The sequence below is a fragment of the Rhizobacter sp. AJA081-3 genome (assembly GCF_017795745.1).
Lineage (GTDB): Bacteria > Pseudomonadota > Gammaproteobacteria > Burkholderiales > Burkholderiaceae_C > Piscinibacter.
Map to the genome: position 1 here is coordinate 5187648 of NZ_CP059067.1, position 17827 is coordinate 5205474.

General features: G+C 68.1%; 20 protein-coding genes. 12 read left to right on the top strand and 8 right to left on the bottom strand.

Features of this window, described 5'->3' with window-relative positions; genetic code table 11:
• Positions 1 to 4: 4 nt before the first annotated feature.
• Complete coding sequence (locus HZ992_RS24595) at positions 5 to 1063, bottom strand: ethylbenzene dehydrogenase-related protein (RefSeq protein WP_209384460.1); 1059 nt, start codon at positions 1061 to 1063, stop codon at positions 5 to 7.
• A gap of 194 nt (positions 1064 to 1257) precedes the next feature.
• Here HZ992_RS24595 and HZ992_RS24600 point away from each other — a divergent pair, with 194 nt between their 5' ends.
• Both HZ992_RS24600 and HZ992_RS24605 read left to right on the top strand, forming a co-directional pair.
• The gene (locus HZ992_RS24600) at positions 1258 to 3867 is read left to right on the top strand and encodes a cation-translocating P-type ATPase (protein WP_209384461.1); all 2610 of its coding nucleotides are present in this window, start codon (positions 1258 to 1260) and stop codon (positions 3865 to 3867) included.
• Between the two features lie 136 nt (positions 3868 to 4003).
• Positions 4004 to 4468 carry an SRPBCC family protein gene (locus HZ992_RS24605; RefSeq protein WP_209384462.1) on the top strand — a complete coding sequence of 155 codons (465 nt, stop codon included), beginning with the start codon at positions 4004 to 4006 and terminating at the stop codon, positions 4466 to 4468.
• On the opposite strand, the gene HZ992_RS24610 is transcribed toward HZ992_RS24605, so the two are convergent.
• Together HZ992_RS24610 and HZ992_RS24615 are read right to left on the bottom strand one after the other, a co-directional pair.
• On the bottom strand, positions 4465 to 4941 hold the full coding sequence (locus HZ992_RS24610) for a DUF4124 domain-containing protein (RefSeq protein WP_209384463.1): 477 nt from the start codon (positions 4939 to 4941) through the stop codon (positions 4465 to 4467). The genes HZ992_RS24605 and HZ992_RS24610 overlap by 4 nt on opposite strands.
• A 68-nt stretch (positions 4942 to 5009) precedes the next feature.
• The gene (locus tag HZ992_RS24615) at positions 5010 to 5348 is read right to left on the bottom strand and encodes a BON domain-containing protein (protein WP_209384464.1); all 339 of its coding nucleotides are present in this window, start codon (positions 5346 to 5348) and stop codon (positions 5010 to 5012) included.
• A gap of 246 nt (positions 5349 to 5594) precedes the next feature.
• Between HZ992_RS24615 and HZ992_RS24620 the strand changes: the two genes are divergently transcribed.
• The 10 genes from HZ992_RS24620 to HZ992_RS24665 all read left to right on the top strand — a co-directional run bounded on the left by HZ992_RS24620 (position 5595) and on the right by HZ992_RS24665 (position 13647).
• On the top strand, positions 5595 to 6842 hold the full coding sequence (locus HZ992_RS24620; protein WP_209384465.1) for a 2Fe-2S iron-sulfur cluster-binding protein: 1248 nt from the start codon (positions 5595 to 5597) through the stop codon (positions 6840 to 6842).
• Positions 6842 to 7426 (top strand): hypothetical protein, encoded by a 585-nt coding sequence (locus HZ992_RS24625; RefSeq protein WP_245213293.1) that lies wholly within the window; start codon positions 6842 to 6844, stop codon positions 7424 to 7426. The genes HZ992_RS24620 and HZ992_RS24625 overlap by 1 nt, the downstream gene beginning before the upstream one ends.
• A complete protein-coding gene (locus HZ992_RS24630; protein ID WP_245213294.1) occupies positions 7423 to 8301 on the top strand; it encodes a cytochrome c3 family protein in 879 nt (292 codons plus the stop codon). The genes HZ992_RS24625 and HZ992_RS24630 overlap by 4 nt, the downstream gene beginning before the upstream one ends.
• Before the next feature lie 153 nt (positions 8302 to 8454).
• Positions 8455 to 9876: a nitrogenase iron-molybdenum cofactor biosynthesis protein NifE gene (gene nifE / locus HZ992_RS24635; RefSeq protein WP_209384466.1), complete on the top strand. Its 1422-nt coding sequence runs from the start codon at positions 8455 to 8457 to the stop codon at positions 9874 to 9876.
• Between the two features lie 584 nt (positions 9877 to 10460).
• Positions 10461 to 11879, top strand: coding sequence for a nitrogenase iron-molybdenum cofactor biosynthesis protein NifN (nifN, locus tag HZ992_RS24640; RefSeq protein ID WP_209384467.1), 1419 nt, complete (start codon positions 10461 to 10463; stop codon positions 11877 to 11879).
• A gap of 30 nt (positions 11880 to 11909) precedes the next feature.
• The gene (gene nifX / locus HZ992_RS24645) at positions 11910 to 12323 is read left to right on the top strand and encodes a nitrogen fixation protein NifX (protein WP_209384468.1); all 414 of its coding nucleotides are present in this window, start codon (positions 11910 to 11912) and stop codon (positions 12321 to 12323) included.
• On the top strand, positions 12320 to 12799 hold the full coding sequence (locus HZ992_RS24650; protein WP_209384469.1) for a NifX-associated nitrogen fixation protein: 480 nt from the start codon (positions 12320 to 12322) through the stop codon (positions 12797 to 12799). Before nifX ends, HZ992_RS24650 begins: the two co-directional genes overlap by 4 nt.
• Positions 12792 to 12989, top strand: coding sequence for a CCE_0567 family metalloprotein (locus tag HZ992_RS24655; RefSeq protein ID WP_209384470.1), 198 nt, complete (start codon positions 12792 to 12794; stop codon positions 12987 to 12989). Before HZ992_RS24650 ends, HZ992_RS24655 begins: the two co-directional genes overlap by 8 nt.
• Complete coding sequence (fdxB, locus tag HZ992_RS24660; RefSeq protein WP_209384471.1) at positions 12986 to 13291, top strand: ferredoxin III, nif-specific; 306 nt, start codon at positions 12986 to 12988, stop codon at positions 13289 to 13291. Before HZ992_RS24655 ends, fdxB begins: the two co-directional genes overlap by 4 nt.
• A complete protein-coding gene (locus HZ992_RS24665) occupies positions 13261 to 13647 on the top strand; it encodes a nitrogen fixation protein NifQ (protein ID WP_245213295.1) in 387 nt (128 codons plus the stop codon). The genes fdxB and HZ992_RS24665 overlap by 31 nt, the downstream gene beginning before the upstream one ends.
• Positions 13648 to 13654: 7 nt before the next feature.
• Here the strand turns inward: HZ992_RS24665 and HZ992_RS24670 are convergent, their stop codons facing one another.
• From HZ992_RS24670 to HZ992_RS24690, 5 genes are read right to left on the bottom strand one after another with little or no spacing between them, the layout of a single operon-like run.
• On the bottom strand, positions 13655 to 14035 hold the full coding sequence (locus HZ992_RS24670) for a bacteriohemerythrin (protein WP_209384473.1): 381 nt from the start codon (positions 14033 to 14035) through the stop codon (positions 13655 to 13657).
• Positions 14036 to 14061: 26 nt separating this feature from the next.
• Positions 14062 to 14490, bottom strand: a complete 429-nt coding sequence (locus HZ992_RS24675; RefSeq protein ID WP_209384474.1) for a hypothetical protein — start codon at positions 14488 to 14490, stop codon at positions 14062 to 14064.
• Positions 14490 to 15317: a hypothetical protein gene (locus HZ992_RS24680; RefSeq protein ID WP_209384475.1), complete on the bottom strand. Its 828-nt coding sequence runs from the start codon at positions 15315 to 15317 to the stop codon at positions 14490 to 14492. The genes HZ992_RS24675 and HZ992_RS24680 overlap by 1 nt, the downstream gene beginning before the upstream one ends.
• A 10-nt stretch (positions 15318 to 15327) precedes the next feature.
• A complete protein-coding gene (gene dsrP / locus HZ992_RS24685) occupies positions 15328 to 16560 on the bottom strand; it encodes a sulfate reduction electron transfer complex DsrMKJOP subunit DsrP (protein ID WP_209384476.1) in 1233 nt (410 codons plus the stop codon).
• A 10-nt stretch (positions 16561 to 16570) separates the two neighbouring features.
• Entirely contained in the window at positions 16571 to 17641 is a 1071-nt protein-coding gene (locus HZ992_RS24690) for a 4Fe-4S dicluster domain-containing protein (protein WP_209384477.1), read from the bottom strand.
• Positions 17642 to 17827: the final 186 nt, after the last annotated feature.

Sequence of the window (17827 nt, forward strand, 5' to 3'; positions counted from 1 at the left end):
TGCGCTACTTCGCGAACACCAGGTACAGCGGGTCGTCCGGCGTCGCGTGCCGCACCTGCGCGTTGTCGAATGCGGCAAAGCCGAAACCGTAGCGCGTGCCCAGGTTCGAGAACTGCACGTCGTACTTGCTGCCGGTCACGAGCTTGCGGCTCACCACCGAGGTGTACATGCCGTTGGTCCAGCTCACCGCCACGCGGACGTCGGCACGGTCGCCCTGCAGCGGGTAAATGACGAACGAAGCCACTTCATCGCCCGGCTTGAACTTGCTGTCGTCGAACGGCACCTCGTCGCCGCTCTTGATGTAGTAGGTGCCGCCGGCGTTCGCCGGCTTGCCGTCGCGGGGCATGAACTGAGGCTTGCCACCGACCATCGGCAAGGCCTTGTACTCGCCGGTCGCGGTGCCCGGGTCGTTCTTGCGCCCGGCGTTGCGGCTGGTCTTCTCGTCGTAGCGCGTGTGGTCGACGTACTGGTCGTCCACAAAGCCGCCCGGCGCCGTGCGCTGGCCCTTCATGTGCCAGATGTCGGCCATCTCGCCTTCGCGGCTGGTGTACTTGTTGCCGTAGGGCTTGGTCTTCTCTTCATGGCAAAGTGCCGCGCAGCCTTCCTTGTCGAAGGCCTTGATCGAGTTGTCGATGGGCCACAGCATGGCCCACTTGTCCTCGTAGTAGAGGTTGTCGTCACCGCCCTTGTCGGCCGGGTCGGTGAGCTTCTTCCAGGTCCCGTCGGCCTGCTTCTGGTAAGGGCCGCGGCGCACCGAATGCGTGGGGTCGGCGTGCTGGATGAGCAGGTAGAGCATGTCGGCCGTGTACACCGCCTTCAGCGCCACCTTGGAGTCGCCCTTGTCTCCCGGGGGCGCGCCGAAGTTGGCGCCGTTGGTCAAGGCCACGTTCAGCGGCTTGGCCTTGGCCCACACCGGGTCGTTGGCTCCAGCCTGCATGTCGGGTGCGCTGCTGGCCATCACGGCCACCAGCGTGTTGGGCTGTTCCTGCTGGCGCCCAGTTTCGCAAGCGGCCAGCGCGAGCGCCGCCACGCCCAGCGCCACCATCGGAAGTCTTGTCTTCATGCTCTGCTCCTGTGTGATTCGATGCCCGTCAGGGTTTGGAGTCAGTCTCTGCCCGAGGTGGCTGCCGAAGAGTGAGATGGATCAATTGCGCACCATCCACCGCGCGCGAGGCTCTGGTTCGCAAGCGCACCGAGTTGCCCCCTGTCCGCGCGTAAGCTCGCTGGCAAGGAGGTGGCCGACGATCCGGCCCGCACATGGCTGCAACCCAGGCTGAACGCGCCGCGCCATCGGCCGACGTCGATGCGGGCTTGTCCGCAGCGCAGGCCGCCCGGCACCTGGCCGAAGACGGCCCCAATGCCTTGCCCGGCGGGCAGCGCCGAACGCTGCTGTCGATCGCCGTCGAGACCGTGCGCGAGCCGATGTTCCTGCTGCTGCTCGCGGCGGGCACCCTGTACATGGTGTTCGGGGATCTGCAGGAGGGCCTGACGCTGTTTGGCTTCGTGCTCGTCACCGTGGCGCTCACGCTGTACCAGGAGGGCAAGACCGAACGCGCCATCGAAGCGCTGCGCGACCTCACCAGCCCGCGCGCGCTGGTCATCCGCGATGGCCGGCCGCAGCGCATCGCCGGGCGCGACGTGGTGCGCGGCGACCTGCTCAAGCTCAGCGAGGGCGATCGCGTGGCGGCCGATGCCTTGCTGGTGACGGCCGATGGCTTGCGAGCCGACGAATCGCTGCTCACCGGCGAAGCCGTGCCGGTCGGCAAGCGGGTGGCGCGGCCCGATGAGCTGGCCGCCGCGGCGAAGCTCGCCGACAGCGCACGCGTGGCGCCCGGCGGCGACGACATGCCGGGCGTCTATGCCGGCACGCTGATCGTGCAAGGCCATGCGCTCGCGCGCGTGACGGCCACCGGCGCGCGCAGCGAGATCGGCCGCATCGGCACGGCCCTGGGCACGGTGGAGAACGAACGTTCGCCGCTGCAGAAGCAGACGGCCCGGCTGGTGCGCAACCTGGCCTTGCTGGCGCTGGCCCTGAGCCTGGCGCTCGTGCTCGTGCACGGCCTCGTCAAGGGCGACTGGCTGCAGGCGCTGCTGGCCGGCATCGCGCTGGCCATGGCGATGCTGCCCGAGGAGTACCCGGTGGTGCTGACCGTGTTCCCGGCCCTCGGCGCGCGCCGGCTGTCGAAGGAGGGCGTGCTCACCCGGCGCATCAATGCCATCGAGACGCTGGGCGCCACCACCGTGCTGTGCAGCGACAAGACCGGCACGCTGACCAGCAACCGCATGACGGTGACGCACCTCGCGGCCGGCGGTGTCGAGCTCGCGGAGCGCCTCGCGCTGGATGCGGTGCCCGAAGGCCGCCTGCCCGAGGCTTTCCACGGCCTGGTGGAGGTGGCGATCCTGGCCAGCGTGGTCGACCCCTTCGACCCGATGGAGAAGGCCTTCCATCAACTCGGCGAACGATTCCTCGCCGACACCGAACACCTGCACGGCGACTGGCGCTTGGTGCAGACCTATGCGCTCACCCCGGAGTTGCGCGCGATGTCGCACGTGTGGGCGGCGGCGCGCGATGGCGCCCAGACTGTGGCCGCCAAGGGCGCGCCGGAAGCGGTGATGGATCTGTGCCACCTGGACGAAACGCAGAAGGCGCGCATCGCCGGCGTGGTCGACGAGCTGGCCGCCGAAGGCCTGCGCGTGCTGGCGGTGGCGCGCGGGTCGTTCGCGGGCCCCGACTGGCCGGCGAGCGAACACGACTTCGACTTCGCGTTCGTCGGCCTGCTCGGCCTGGCGGACCCGGTGCGGCCGCAGGTGCCCGCCGCGGTGGCCGAATGCCGCGCGGCCGGCATCCGCGTGGTGATGATCACCGGCGACTACCCGGCCACGGCGCGCGCCATCGCGCAGCAGGCGGGGCTGGCCACGGGCGACGGCGACGTGCTGACGGGCGACGAGATCGCAACGCTGACCGACGAGGACCTGCGCGAGCGTCTGGCCACCGTCAGCTTGTGCGCGCGCATCGCACCGGAGCAGAAGCTGCGCATCGTGCAGGCGCTGAAGGCGCGCGGCGACATCGTCGCGATGACGGGCGATGGCGTGAACGACGCCCCCGCGCTGCGCGCCGCGCACGTCGGCGTGGCCATGGGCGGGCGCGGCACCGACGTGGCCCGCGAGTCCGCTTCGCTGGTGCTCATCGACGACGACTTCGCGGCCATCGTGGCGGCGGTGCGCCTGGGGCGCCGCATCTTCGACAACCTGCGCAAGGCGATGTCGTACATCCTGGCGGTGCACGTGCCGATCGCGGGCATGGCGATGCTGCCGGTGCTGTTCGGCTGGCCCGCCTTGCTGTACCCGATGCACATCGCCCTGCTCGAGCTCATCATCGACCCGGCCTGCTCGATCGCCTTCGAGAACGAACCGGCCGAGAGCGACGTGATGCAGCGCCCGCCGCGCGATGCCGCCGCGCCGCTGTTCGGCGGTGCCACGCTGTGGCTGGCGCTGGTGCAGGGCCTGGGCGTGCTGGCCGCGGTGATGGGCGCGTTCGCCTGGGCCAGCCCGCGCATCCCCGAGCCCGAGGCGCGCGCCTTCGCGTTCGCCACCCTGGTGATGGGCAACCTGGCGCTCATCCTGTCCAACCGCTCGGCGAAGCGCTCGCTGTGGGCCACGCTGCGCACGCCGAACCGGACACTGTGGGTCGTCGTCGGCCTCGCGTTCGCGTTGCTGCTGGCCGCGCTCTACGTGCCCTGGGCTGTCGGCGTGCTGCGCTTCGCGCCGCTGCCGCTGCACGAACTGGCGGCCGCCTGCGGGCTGGGCCTGCTCAGCGTGCTGTGGTTCGAGGGCATCAAGTGGGTGCGGCGGCGCGGAAACCCGTAGCCCGGCGAGCGCGAGCTTCGATCTCGCCGGCCGAATCACGACGATCTTGTTACTCCCACCTTCGCTGCCGCCTGCCTAGAGTGCTCCCACGGCACCGATGCGGGTGCCGCAACCCAGCAACCCGGAGAGCAGAAGGATGGACATCGTTCACAGGATCGGCATCAAGGCACCCGCGGCGGATGTGTACAAGGCGCTTGCCACCATCGAAGGCCTCGCCGGCTGGTGGACGCGCGACACCACGGGCAACGCGCAGCCCGGCGGCCACGTCGCCTTTCGCTTTCACACCGTGACGGGCGACGAGATCGGCGGCTTCACCATGGGCGTGCTCGAACAGACGCCCGACCACAAGGTGCGCTGGCAGGTCGAGGACGGGCCGGCGGAGTGGCTCGGCACCGAGGTCGAGTTCCAGCTGTCGCAGCAGGACGGCCAGACCATCGTGATGTTCGGCCACCGCCAGTGGCGCGACGCAGGCCCGGGCGGCGAGTTCATGGCCCACTGCAGCACCAAGTGGGCGACCTTCCTGCTGAGCCTGCGCGAACTCGTCGAGACTGGGCGCGGCCAGCCGGCACCCGACGACGTGAAGATCAGCAACTGGCACTAGCGTGGAGCTGTAACCCTCGGCCCGCACTTCGCCTCGGGGCTCGCAATGACGTTGCACGCTTCGAAGGCCTCTGCGCGGATCCCCCCGCGAGTCGTGCGGTAGGGCCCGAAACACGCGGCGCTTTCATCGTAGAGGCGCCACCATGTCGTGCAGTCGGTGGACTCGGTGACGACTTCGGCCGGCCGCTTCGCGGGCCGTGGTGGCGCTGCGCGCGCAGGACCGGGCGAACCCGAGGCCGGAACGGCGGCCGGCTTCGCGGCGTCGCGAGCCGCCCTGGCACGATCGGCTTCGACACGCTGTTCGGCCGCGCGCTGTTGTTGCTCGGACAGCTCGTACTGCTGCGAGTCGGTGCACACGGCAATGCTCTGGTACCGCTCGGGCACGACATCGGAGATCTGCGTGCGCCCGTTGCTGTCCACCCACCGGCAGATCGGCTTCGCTGCCAGCGGCGCCGCCAGCAGTGCCAGCGTCACGGCAACGAGCGCGACGTGATGCGCTGGCATCGAATCGGTGGGGCGCCTGGCATGCGGCATCGAAGTGCCTATTTCCTGACCGTGAGTTCGTCGTGGATCGTGTGCGCGCCGTCGGCGGCACGCGCGATACGGATGGCCTCGTCGATCTGTGCCTGATTGTCGAGCACGCCTGTCAGCCGCACATCGCCCTTCGTGGTGACGACGGCGATGTCGAAGCCCTCGAGCGCCTGCGCCTGACGCAGCGCCGTCTTCACGTGCTTCGTGACGTCGGCGTCGGCGACATGCGCCGTGTCGGAAGACGCCGCCGCGGGGTCGGCCAGCAGGTCCGGGGCCTTGGCGCAGCCCGCGAGGCCGATCGCCGCGAGGGCCGCGGCTGCGGCACGAAGAAGTCGAGGGTGCTGATTCATGGGCGTGGTTTGCTCGAGGTGGATCGTCGGGCAGCCGCACCGGCGTGACCTTGAGGTGTCGTGGCCGGGCTGTCTGTTCGTTGACGCGCATTGGGCAGCGAGCCGGCTTAACGTTTCCTGAGCGGCAAGCCCTGCAAGGCCGCTGGTTGCGACCTGTCAAGCAGCGCGAAGAACGCAACTCCCAGAATCGACCCGAATCGCCTGCGTGCTCTGCACGGCAAGGCCCTGTCGAATGCGAATGGATCGATGACCGCCGCCGAACTGCTGGGACTGATCGTTGCCGCCCTGCTCCTGCAACTGATGGTGGGCATCGGTGTCTCCGTGCGGCGCTGGCGGGCCGCCGCGGCGGCGGCGCCATCGCCATCGCCGGCGGCCTCGAGCGCCCGAGCCGACAGCGCATGGGCGGGCTGGCGCGAGTTCCGCGTGTCGCAGCGTGGCTTCGAGGACACGGCGTTGTCGCAGTGTTCGTTCTACCTGCAGCCTGTCGATGGCCAGCCGCTGCCGGCATTCAAGCCGGGCCAGTTCCTGACCTTCTCGCTCGACGTCGCGCCGCAGGCGGCGGGCGAGCCGGCGCCGCCTCGCGCGATCACGCGTTGCTACTCCTTGTCGGATCGACCCGAGCCGATGCACTACCGGGTGACGATCAAGCGCGTGCCCGCGCCGGCCGGTCACCCCGAGGTCCCACCGGGCCAATCGTCCAGCCACTTCCATGATCACGTGCAGGCTGGCGACATCCTGCGCGTGAAGGCGCCGGCCGGCCACTTCTGCATCGACCCCGATCCGGGCGTGCCCGTGGTGCTGATCGGCGGGGGCATCGGCATCACGCCGATGATGAGCATGCTGCGCTGGTGCATGGCCGAGCAGCCGCAGCGGGTGGTGCATCTGTACTACGGGCTGCGCAACAGCCGCGAGCATGCCTTCAAGCAGACGCTCGAGGCGTTCGCGGCGGCGCACCCGGCGCTGCGCCTGAACATCGCCTACAGCCGCCCCGGCGAGGCCGACCTGCAGGGGCGCGACTACCAGCACGCAGGGCACGTGGACGTCGAGCTGCTGCGGCGCACGCTGCCTCATGGGCGCCACCAGTTCTACGTTTGCGGGCCGCCCGCCATGATGGAGATGCTGGTGCCTGCGCTGGCAGCCTGGGGCGTGCCGCTGGCCGACATCCACTACGAGGCGTTCGGCCCGGCGTCCGTCAAGCTGCCCGGCGCTGCGCCAACTCTGGCGCCCGCCGCCACGGCAGCCGTCGAAGTGAGGTTCCAGCGCTCGGGCCGCACGCTGAGCTGGGACGGGCGTGACGCCTCGCTGCTCGACTTTGCCGAGCGGCACGGCATCGAGGTCGAGTCCGGTTGCCGCTCGGGCGGCTGCGGCAGTTGCGAGACACGCCTGCTCGAGGGCGCGGTGCAGTACGAACACGCACCGGACCACGACGTGGCGCCGGGCCACTGCCTGCTCTGCGTGGGCCGGCCCGCGTCGCCCCTGGTGCTGGAGGCCTGATGACGCTGCCCGCCCGGCTCCTGCGCCACGAGGTGCTGCCATTCCTGGGCAGCTTCGTCGCGCTGGCGCTCGTCTCGCTCGCCCTCGATGGCCTGCTGCACCTGCTCGACTTGCTGTGGATCGGCCGCTGGCTGGGCATTCCCGGCACGCTGCTGATCCTCGGGTCCACCGCCTACTCGCTGCGCAAGCGCAAGCTGATCCGCAGCGGCCATCCGGCCACGTTGCTGCGCTGGCACGAGGTGCTGGCCTGGCTCGGCTCTCTGCTGGTGCTGGTGCACGCCGGCGTGCACTTCAACGCCATCCTCGGCTGGCTGGCCGTGTGGGCCATGCTGATCAACGTCGGCAGCGGGCTGACCGGCAAGTTCCTCCTGGACCGCTCGCGCCGGCGCCTCGAAGAGGCCCGCCAGCGCATGCGCGAGCGCGGCCTCAGCGACGCCGAACTCGATGAGCGCCTGTACTGGGACAGCCTGACCTTCGACGTGGTCAAGAAGTGGCGCGTCGTGCACTTCCCGATCACGCTGGCCTTCACCGTGCTGGCCCTGGCGCACATCGTGGCGATCTTCCTGTTCTGGGGCTGGAAGTGAAGAAGCCTCCCATCCTGATGATCGTCATCGCGCTCAACCTGCTCGTGCTGGTGGCGCTGGTGTTCGCCTACCCGCACCTCATGGTGAGCCCGGGGCCGCTGGTCAAGGGCCACGCCGAACTCGCCACCGACTGCTTTGCCTGCCATGCCGCCTGGCGGGGGGCATCGTCGGGCCGGTGCGCCGAGTGCCATGCCATCGCCGACGTCGGCCTGAAGACGACCAAGGGCGTGCCCATCGCCACCGGCACCATCAAGGGCTCGTTCCACCAGCAGCTCATCGAGCAGGACTGCATGGCGTGCCACAGCGACCACCAGGGCCCGAAGCTCACCAAGCGCAGCCGCAAGCCGTTCTCGCACGAGCTGCTGAAGGTGCCAGTGCGCGACACCTGCGCCTCATGCCACGCGGCGCCCAAGGACACCGTGCACCGCGGGCTCAAGGTCGAATGCTCGAAGTGCCATGAGAGCCAGGCCTGGAAGCCGGCGCACTTCGACCATGCGCTGCTGGCCCAGGCCGAGCTGGATCGCTGCGAGAGCTGCCACAACGCCCCGACCGATCGGCTGCATCGGCAGATCCAGGGCAGTTGCAAGACGTGCCACAAGACCGAGGCCTGGAAGCCGGCGACCTTCGACCACAACAAGTACTTCGTGCTCGACCGCGACCACGAAGCCACCTGCGACACCTGCCACAAGAACAACGACTACAGCCGCTACACCTGCTATGGCTGCCACGAGCACTCGCAGGCGAAGGTCCGCGCGGAGCACGTCGAGGAAGGCATCCAGAACTTCGAGAACTGCGTGGAGTGCCACCGGGACCCGCGTGTCGAGCCCGAGAAGAAGGGTGGCGGGCGAGAACGGGGCGGCCGCGAGAGGGACTGAGCCGCCGGAGCGCGTCGGTTTTGTCGCAAACCCTTCATCGCCCGTGCGGCCGGTGGTGCGCGCCAAGTCCTTGATTTCATGCAGCTTCCGGCGCGCGGCCGCGGTGGCACCGATCCTGCAATGCAGCCTCCCATCCGCACGTGGAGGCCCCGCATGTCCGCATCGTTGAACGCCAAGATCGCCCAGGTCTTCGACGAGCCCGGCTGCGACGTCAACCAGTCCAAGGACGCCAAGGCGCGCAAGGCGGGCTGCACGAAGCAGCTCACGCCGGGCGCGGCGGCCGGCGGATGCGCCTTCGACGGCGCGAAGATCGCATTGCAGCCGATCGTCGACGTGGCGCACCTGGTGCATGGGCCGATCGCCTGCGAGGGCAACTCGTGGGACAACCGGCACAGCGCGTCCAGCGGCCCGCAGACCTACCGCACCGGCTTCACCACCGACATCAACGAGTTCGACGTCGTCTACGGCGGCGAGAAGCGGCTGTTCAAGGCGATCCGCGAGATCATCGAGAAGGTCGACCCGCCGGCGGTGTTCGTCTACCAGACCTGCGTGACGGCGATGATCGGCGACGACGTCGAGGCGGTGTGCCGCAAGGCCAGCGAGAAGTTCGGCAAGCCGGTCATCCCGGTCAACTCGCCGGGTTTCGCGGGGCCGAAGAATCTGGGCAACAAGCTCGGCGCCGAGGCGCTGCTCGATCACGTGATCGGCACCGTCGAGCCCGAGCTCACGACGCCCTACGACATCAACATCATCGGCGAGTACAACCTGTCGGGCGAGCTCTGGCAGGTCAAGCCGCTGCTCGACGCGCTGGGCGTGCGCATCGCGAGCTGCATCTCGGGCGACGGCCGCTACAACGAGATCGCCTCCAGCCACCGTGCGCGCGCCAACATGATGGTGTGCAGCAAGTCGATGATCAACGTGGCCACGCGCATGCAGCAGCGCTGGGGCATCCCGTACTTCGAGGGCTCCTTCTACGGCATCAGCGACATGAGCATGACGCTGCGCGAGATCGCGCGGCTGCTCGTCGAGCGCGGCGCGCCGGCCGAACTGCAGGGCCGCACCGAGGCGCTGATCGTGGCCGAGGAAGCGCGCGCCTGGGAGCGCATCCGCGCTTACCGCGAGCGGCTGGCGGGCAAGAAGGTGCTGCTGATCACCGGCGGCGTGAAAAGCTGGTCGGTGGTGTCGGCGCTGCAGGAGGCCGGGCTGGAGGTGGTGGGCACCAGCACCAAGAAGAGCACCAAGGAAGACAAGCAGAAGATCAAGGAGATCATGGGCCTGACCTCCGAAGACAGCGCGCACATGATCGACGACATGACGCCGCGCGAGATGTACGCGATGTTGCGCGACGCCCGTGCCGACATCATGCTCAGCGGCGGGCGCAGCCAGTTCGTCGCACTGAAGGCGCGCATGCCCTGGATGGACATCAACCAGGAACGGCATCACGCCTTCGCGGGCTACGAGGGCATGGTCACGATGGTGGCCGAGATCGACAAGGCGCTGTTCAACCCGGTGTGGCGGGAGGTGCGGTCGCCTGCGCCTTGGGATGTGGTGGATCCGTTGTTGGTGGAGGCTTGAGTCGTGGCGCTCCCTGGCTCTTCCATCGCTGCGCGTCGCGGCAGGCGCTGCCCGCTGGGGGCTCATGCCGGGGCGGTCGGCGCTGCGCGCCGACTCCACTGCGATGCTCGCACCGGGGTCGTGCCGCAGAACTCACTTCGCTCCCTGCGGGAGCTGCGTTCAAACAGCCGCGGCAAGCATGACAACGAAGCGCGCTCACGCGCGCCGACCCCGGCGCTGCGCTTCTCGTCGCCCCAGAAATCGCCCCCAGCGGGCAGCGCCCGCCGCGAAGTCCACCTGTGGTTCTCATTCACCGGCACACCACCTCTGGTTCAGCAAAGGCGCGCCCGGGTGGGCGGAGGCGCGCCTCTGAGGTGCCGAGAAGCGCAGGGCTCGTGGCCGCGCGCGCAGCGCGCATCGTCTTCTGACTCGTCAACGCTGTCCGAGCGTAGCGACCGCAGGTCGCGGAGCGAGTTCGGCGGCGGGGCCATGAGACCGAGCATCGCAGGGGAGTCGGCGCAACGCGCCGACCGCCGAGGCGAAGCGCCGCAGCCCACCCGGGCTCGCCTTTGCCGCGCCACAACCCACATCGAGAGGGCAAACAAATGGCGCTAGTCACCGAATCCAAGAAGGCCTGCGCCGTCAACCCGCTGAAGATGAGTCAGCCGCTCGGCGCGAGCTACGCGTTCATGGGCCTGGAGTCGTGCATGCCGATGATGCACGGCTCGCAGGGTTGCACCTCCTTCGGCGTGGTGCTGCTGGTGCGCCACTTCAAGGAGGCGATCCCGCTGCAGACCACGGCGATGAACGAGGTCACCACCATCCTCGGCGGCTACGACAACCTCGAGAAGGCGCTGCTCAATATCCGCAGCCGCGCCAAGCCGGCGATCATCGCGATCTGCTCCACGGGCCTGACCGAAACCAAGGGCGACGACGTCGACGGCTACATCCGCCTGGCGCGGCAGAAGCACCCCGAGCTGGCCGACACCGAGATCGTCTACGTCTCCACGCCCGACTACGTCGGTGCGTTCCAGGACGGCTGGGCGAAGGCGGTAAAGATGCTCGTGTCGACGCTGCCGGTGCTGGACGTCGAGAAGCGTCCGAAGCAAGTCAACGTCCTGCCGGGCTGCCACCTGACGCCCGGCGATCTGGAAGAGCTGCGCGAGATCGTCGAGTCCTTCGGCCTGCAGCCGGTGTTCGTGCCCGATGTGTCGGGCTCACTCGACGGTCACATCCCGGAGCAGTGGCTCGGCACCACCATCGGCGGCACGCCGCTGGCCGAGCTGCGCAGGCTCGGCGCCGCTGCGCACACGCTGGCCATCGGCGAGCAGATGCGGCCGGCCGCGCAGGCGCTGGCCGATCGCTGCGGCGTGCCCTTCACGCTGTTCGATCGCCTCACCGGCCTGAGCGCCAGCGACGCCTTCGTGAAGACGCTCGCCGAGCTGTCCGGCCAGCCGGTGCCCGCCAAGCTGCGCCGCCAGCGCAGCCAGCTGGTCGACGCCATGCTCGATGGCCACTTCCACCTCGGCAACGTGAAGGTGGCGATCGCCGCCGAACCCGACCTGCTGTGGTCCACCGGCATGTTCCTCGCCGAGATGGGCATGGAGCTGGGCGTGTGCGTCACCACCACCTCGTCGCCGCTGCTCGAGAAGCTGCCGACCAGCGAGGTGCTGATCGGTGACCTCGAAGACTTCGAGCGCAGCGCCGCTGCGGCGGGCTGCGACCTGCTGATGACGCATTCGCATGGGCGCCAGGCCGCGCAGCGGCTCGCCAAGCCGCTGTTCCGCATCGGCATCCCGATGTTCGACCGTGTCGGCAACGCGCACATCTGCCACGTCGGCTACCGCGGCACGCGCAACCTCGTCTACGCCGTGGGCAATCTGATGATCGACCAGATCGCCCACCACGGCCCGCAGGACTGGCCGCTGCCCGCCGCGTCGCGCGTGGCTGCCGTGGCGCATGTGCCGGCACGCATCGAGCGCCTGCCGAAGCCGGGCGACCAGCTCGCGCCGGCCAGCGCCTGAACCTTTGTTGAACCTACTTCGGGAGCGTCCATGAAGATCGCCTTTGCCACCCAGGACCAGCAGCGCGTCGACGCGCATTTCGGCTGGGCCAAGCACCTCGCGGTGTACGAGATCTCGCCCACGGGCTACGGCTTCGTGCAGGACTTCGGCTTCGGCGAAGACCTCGCCGAAGACGGCAACGAGGACAAGCTCGCACCCAAGCTCGACGCCATCAAGGACTGCGCCATCGTCTACGTGGCCGCCATCGGCGGCTCGGCAGCGGCACGCGTGGTGGCCAGCAAGATCCACCCGATCAAGGTGACCCAGCCCGAGCCCATCCTCGAGATCCTCGACAAGCTGCAGGGTGTGCTCCAGGGCACGCCGCCGCCCTGGCTGCGCAAGGCGCTGCTCAAGGACCAGCCGCGCGCGGTGGACTTCGACAGCGACGACGAGGTGAAGGCATGAGCGCCGATACCGTGGTGGACGCGACCGACGACGCCGCGCTGCTCGACGCTGCCTTCGTGCGCGAGCTGATCAAGCAGATCCGCGCGCAGGACACGCACGGCACCTGGGAGGGCAAGAGCGACCTGAAGCTGCTCGAGCCCTACATCCTCAGCGCCGAACAGCGCCGCGCGCTGCCGCTGATGGGCGACCCCGATCCCGACACGTTGTGGCGGCTGGACCTGTTCCACAACGCCATCGGCCTGGCCATCGAGCGCGCCACCAAGTGCATGGTCTCGCCGATGACGAAGATGAGCCACGAAGGTTTCGGCCGCACGGTGCTCACCACCGGCCGGCTGATCGTGGTGAATCGCCACCTGCGCGACGTGCACCGCTTCGGCTTCCCGAGCCTGGCCAAGCTGGCCGAGGCCGGCAACAAGTACGTGGCCGAAGGGGTCGCGATGATCGAGAAGTACCCGGAGGTCGCCCACTATGGATGACATCGATGTCTTGAAGGCCGAGCTGAAGAAGCTCAACGCACGCGCCACGCAGGCGAAGATGGACCTGCACGACCTGTCGGAGGAACTGCCGACGAACTGGGAGCGCATCCCCGAGGTCGCCAAGGTGGCGCACGAGGCGCATGTGGCTCTGATGGCCGCGCGCAAGCGGCTGGCGGAGGTGTCGACATGAGCAGCTTTACCGTCACGCTGCCGTCGGGTGCGAGCTGGACGCCGACCTTCGTGCAGTCGATCAACGAGGAGAAGTGCATCGGCTGCGGCCGCTGCTTCCGCGTCTGCCCGCGCGGCGTGCTCGAGCTCGTCGGCCTGAACGACGAAGGCGAGCGCATCGCCGTCGACCCCGATGGCGACGAGGAAGAAGAGTACGAGAAGAAGGTGATGACCATCGCGCACGGCGAGCTGTGCATCGGCTGCACCGCCTGCTCGAAGATCTGCCCGAAGAAGTGCTACACGCACGCGGCGTCGCCGGCGTGAACACGGTGGCCATGGCCCGCGCGGACGAGGTCACCGACCTCGTGGCGCTGCTGCTCGACCACGCCGATGCCAAGGCGGGCACGCGCGAGGAGATCGAGACGGTGGCCGAGCGCGTGGCCGTGGCCTGCCTGGGCGACAACCACCTCTGGCAGGACCTGCGCTTCGCCTCGCGCGCCGAGCTCTCGGCGCTGATGACGCGCTGGTTCCCCGCCTTGGTGGCGAAGAACCACGCCGACATGAAGTGGAAGAAGTTCCTCTACAAGCAGCTGTGCGAGCGCGAGGAGCTGTTCATCTGCAAGGCGCCGAGCTGCGCCGTCTGCGTCGACCGGCCGATCTGCTTCGGGCCCGAAAACTGAACGGGCCCTAGGCAGGCACGCCGAGCTGCACCGAGCCCGAGATGTGGCCAAGGCACCAGAGCGCCAGGAAGCGCTGCAGCTCGAGCCGGTCGAAGTTGTCGGTGGTGACGATCTCGTCGACGAGGTAGTCGAACTCCTCGCACTCCGCCGCGTGGTCCTCGAGATCGGGGTGGTCGCGTTCGGCCAGCACGGCCGCTTCGGTCTCGAAATGCGCACGCGCCAGGGCGCGCAGCTGCTCGAAAGCCTGGTCGAACTGCCGGTCGGCCTCTTCGCCGCCGGCACACAGATCGGCCAGCCGGTTGCACTGGCTCAGCAGCGCCTGATGCTGGGCATCGATGGCTTCGTGGCCGACGCTGAAGTTCGGCTCCCAGGGCACGCGGGTCGGCATGGTCAGATGTTCTCCGTGAAGGCAGCTCAGAAGCCGAGCGACTCGACGACCGCGACGAGGTCGGCGAAGCTGGCCGCCTTGAGCTTCTGTTCGAGGACCAGCTTGTCCAGGCCCTCGCACTCGAAGCGGGTCAGGCTGACTTCGAGCGGCAACTCGCGGATCTCCATCGGCGACATGTAGCCGATGTGGCAGATGTGGGCGATGCACTGGCGCTCGGGCTCGCTGAGCTCGAGGCCGTGGTAACGCATCAGCTCGAGGTAGCGCTCGGCCGTGCGGTTGATCTTGCCGCTGATCTCCATCGTGTTCTTCTGGCCGGCCGTGAGGATCGCCAGCGGCGGGCCGAAGAAGATGGGCGTCTTGCCGACGTTGCGCGTCTGCTCCTCGCGCGTCAGCGCCGGGGCGACCCAGGTCGGGTCGCCGCGCTCCGGCTTGGCTTGATCAGGTGAGTCGGACATCAGTGCTGCGGGATCGCGTGGGTCTTCTCGAACGCCGCATCCTTGAAGCCGCGGGGCAGCTGGGGCGGTGTCTCCGGCTGCAGCTGGATGAAGCCCTTGTTGCGCGCGCCGTCCTGCACGTTGTGCGGGTTGTGGCATTCGGTGCAGGTGAACCAGCGCTTCTTGCCCGTGCTGGTGAAGTCGCCGATGCGCTTGCCGTGGATGCCGTCGCGCCAGTCGCGAAGCTTGTCGCCGTGGCACTTGCCACACAGCAGCTGCGACTGGTCGATGCTGATCGGGTCACCGTAGTGGTCGACCAGCATGTTGCGCTTGGTGTTGTGGTGGCAATCCAGGCACCAGACGCGGCCGCGGCCGTGCTGCAGGTTCTTGGCGTCGGGCAGCAGCGCTTCCATGGTCGGGATCGGCACCGGCCGGTTGGTTTTCGGGAAGCCCACGGGGTAGGTGCCGTTGTGGCAGGCCGTGCCGCACTGCGCCAGCAGGTTCAGCTTCTCGGAGCGCGGCTTCACGACGGCCAGGCCTTCGGGGATGGCCTCCATCTGCGGCATCTTGCCCATCGGCACGGTGCCCTCGTAGGGGTCGGCGTACCAGAGCGCTGCGCCGGTCGTCGGCGAGCACTTCACGTTGGGCAGGCCGGGCTTGATCTCACGCTGGGTGATCTCCGTGGCGCCCTTGCGGCTCTCGAAGCAGATCACCTCGGCCGGCGCCGAAGCGGCGGCGGCCGCCGGTGCCGCGGCTTCGCCGCCGGCGGGCTTGTCCTGCGCGAGGACGGAGAGGATGGCGGCGCCGCACAGGGCCAGCACCGCCGCGGGAACAGCAAATCGCTTCATGGTGATCACCTCAGTGCACCGCGGCGGCCGGGTTGGCCGCGGCGGCCCCGCCGAACCGGACCTCGCCCAGCAGGATGCCGATGGCACCCTTGAGCAGGATCGTCAGGATGAAGAAGCCGAAGGCCCAGATGCCCAGGGTCATCATCCATTCGACGAAGGTCGGGTAGTACTCCGTGACTTCGCCGATCGGCGAAGGGATGAAGCCGGGGACGATCAGGCCCATGCCCTTCTCGATCCAGATGCCGACGAAGGCCATCGCGCAGGGAATGGGCAGCAGCTTCATGTCGTTGCGGAACTTCGGCGTCATGAACAGCGCGAAGGCGCCGACCATCAGCACGACGGAACTCCAGAACCACGGCACCAGCGCCGTCAGGCCGTGCAGGCCGAACATCAGGTAGTACAGGCTGTTGGCGTGCTCGGTGCGGGCGTACAGCTCGATGACGATTTCCGACAGCGTCAGGAAGATCGCCAGCCCCAGGCACCAGATGACGATGGTGGTGAGCAGCTTGATCGCGCTGTCCTCGATCCACATCTTCGTGTTGTTGCGGATGATCAGGAAGGCGATGATGATCAGCGCCGGCCCCGCCGCGAAGGCGGTGGTGATGAAGCGGATCGGCATCATGCTGTGGAACCACATCGGGCGCGCCGGGTTCACCGCGATCAGGAAGGCCGTGACGGTGTGGATCGACAGCGCCCACACGATCGAGATGTAGACCAGCGGCATGAAGATCTTCGCGTTCACCGGCTTGCCCGTGTACTTCGAGTACAGGTACCAGAAGCCGACGACGAAGTTCAGGATCAGGTAGCCGTTGAGCACCAGCACGTCCCAGCCCAGCATCGACGAGAAGCTGTAGATGCCCCAGGGCGGGACCATGTGCCACAGGCGATCGGGCCGGCCCATGTGGGCGAACACGAACACCATCACCATGATCACCGCCGAGATCGCCAGCATCTCGCCCAGCACGGTGACCTTGTGCATGCCCTCGTGGTGGTACACGTAGGCCGGGAAGACGATGGTCACCGCCCCCGCCGCCACGCCGACCAGGAACACCAGGTTGGCCAGGTACAGGCCGTCGTGGATCTGGCTGGTCATGCCGGTGACGATGAGGCCCTCGGTGTTCTGCAGGTAGAACACGTAGAGCATGCCCACGATCAGCAGCGCCAGCGTGCCCATCCAGGCGTAGAACTTGGTGCCGCCCTTGAGCACGTAGCGGGCGTAGTCGAAGACGAATCGGGTCAGCATGTTCGTCTCCTCAGTCGTAGAAGTAGAAGAACTTCGGGAAGGTGTTCAGCTCGGCCTTGAGGCGGAACACGTTCTTGCGCGCGAGGATCTTGCTCACCTCGCTTTCGGGGTCGAGCAGGTTGCCGAACTTGCGCGCGCCCACCGGGCAGACCTCGACGCAGGCCGGGTAGCGGCCGTGGCGGGTGCGCTGCAGGCACCAGTGGCACTTCTCTACGACGCCGCGCATGCGCGGGCGGTTGCCCAGGTAGTGCGTCACCGGGTTCATGTCCTCCTTGGGAAGGACGGGCGTGGTGAGGTTGAAGCGGCGCGCCCAGTACGGGCAGGCGCCCATGCACATCTTGCAGCCGATGCACCAGTTGTAGTCGATCACCACCGGGCCGTCGGCCTCGCGGTAGGTCGTGCGCACCGGGCAGACCTTCACGCAGGGCGGCTTCTCGCACTGCATGCAGGCGATCGGCATGTAGTTGGCGTCCTTTTCCGGTACGGCCTCGGGGGTGTATTGATACTGGCCTTCGAGCACTTGGCCGGCCGGGCTGTAGGCGTTGCCGCCGACCTGGATGCCCAGACCTTCGGGATAACCCTGGTTCATCTTGTCGGCGGTGAACTCGCCGCGCTCCATGCGCAGCACCTGGATCCACTCGATGCGCTCGCCGGGGCGGGCGCCGCGCGACTGGTTGTTCTCCTCGACGCAGGCCTTCACGCAGCGGCGGCAGCCGATGCATTTGCGAATATTCAGGGCATAACCCATCAATACCCCTGGCTGCGCCTCGGTGATATCGACAGAAACCTTCTTGTTATATTCGCCTGAATATCTCTTTTCGAGCCGAAGGCGCGCTTCGGCCTTTTCTTCCGGCGTCATCAGCCGGTAGTTCTTCTGGAAATGTTCGGCCCATTCGACCGCCGCCTTGGCTTCGCCGGGCTGGGCCATCAGTGCGGCCGTGCCCATCAGCGACGACATGCTCAGCATGCCGCCGGAGCGCAATACGTCACGGCGCGAGCGCTTGAGCACGGCCTTGGACGGATCGCCAGACGCTGGCGCCTCCTGCGCCGCGCTGGCGGGGGGATTTTCTTTGGTGGTCACACTGATACTCCAAGGCGGGGAATGACTCACCCGCCGATGCACGGATCGCGACAAATTCGATCCTGAGTGTGGTGTGACGCCTGCCGGGCATCGTTGATCGCGGTCAAAACAGGTGATGAGCCGTTTTGTGGGGCGTCAACCGGGCAGGGAATGGCTGCAGGGGCGACAAATCGACGGGTTTCTGAT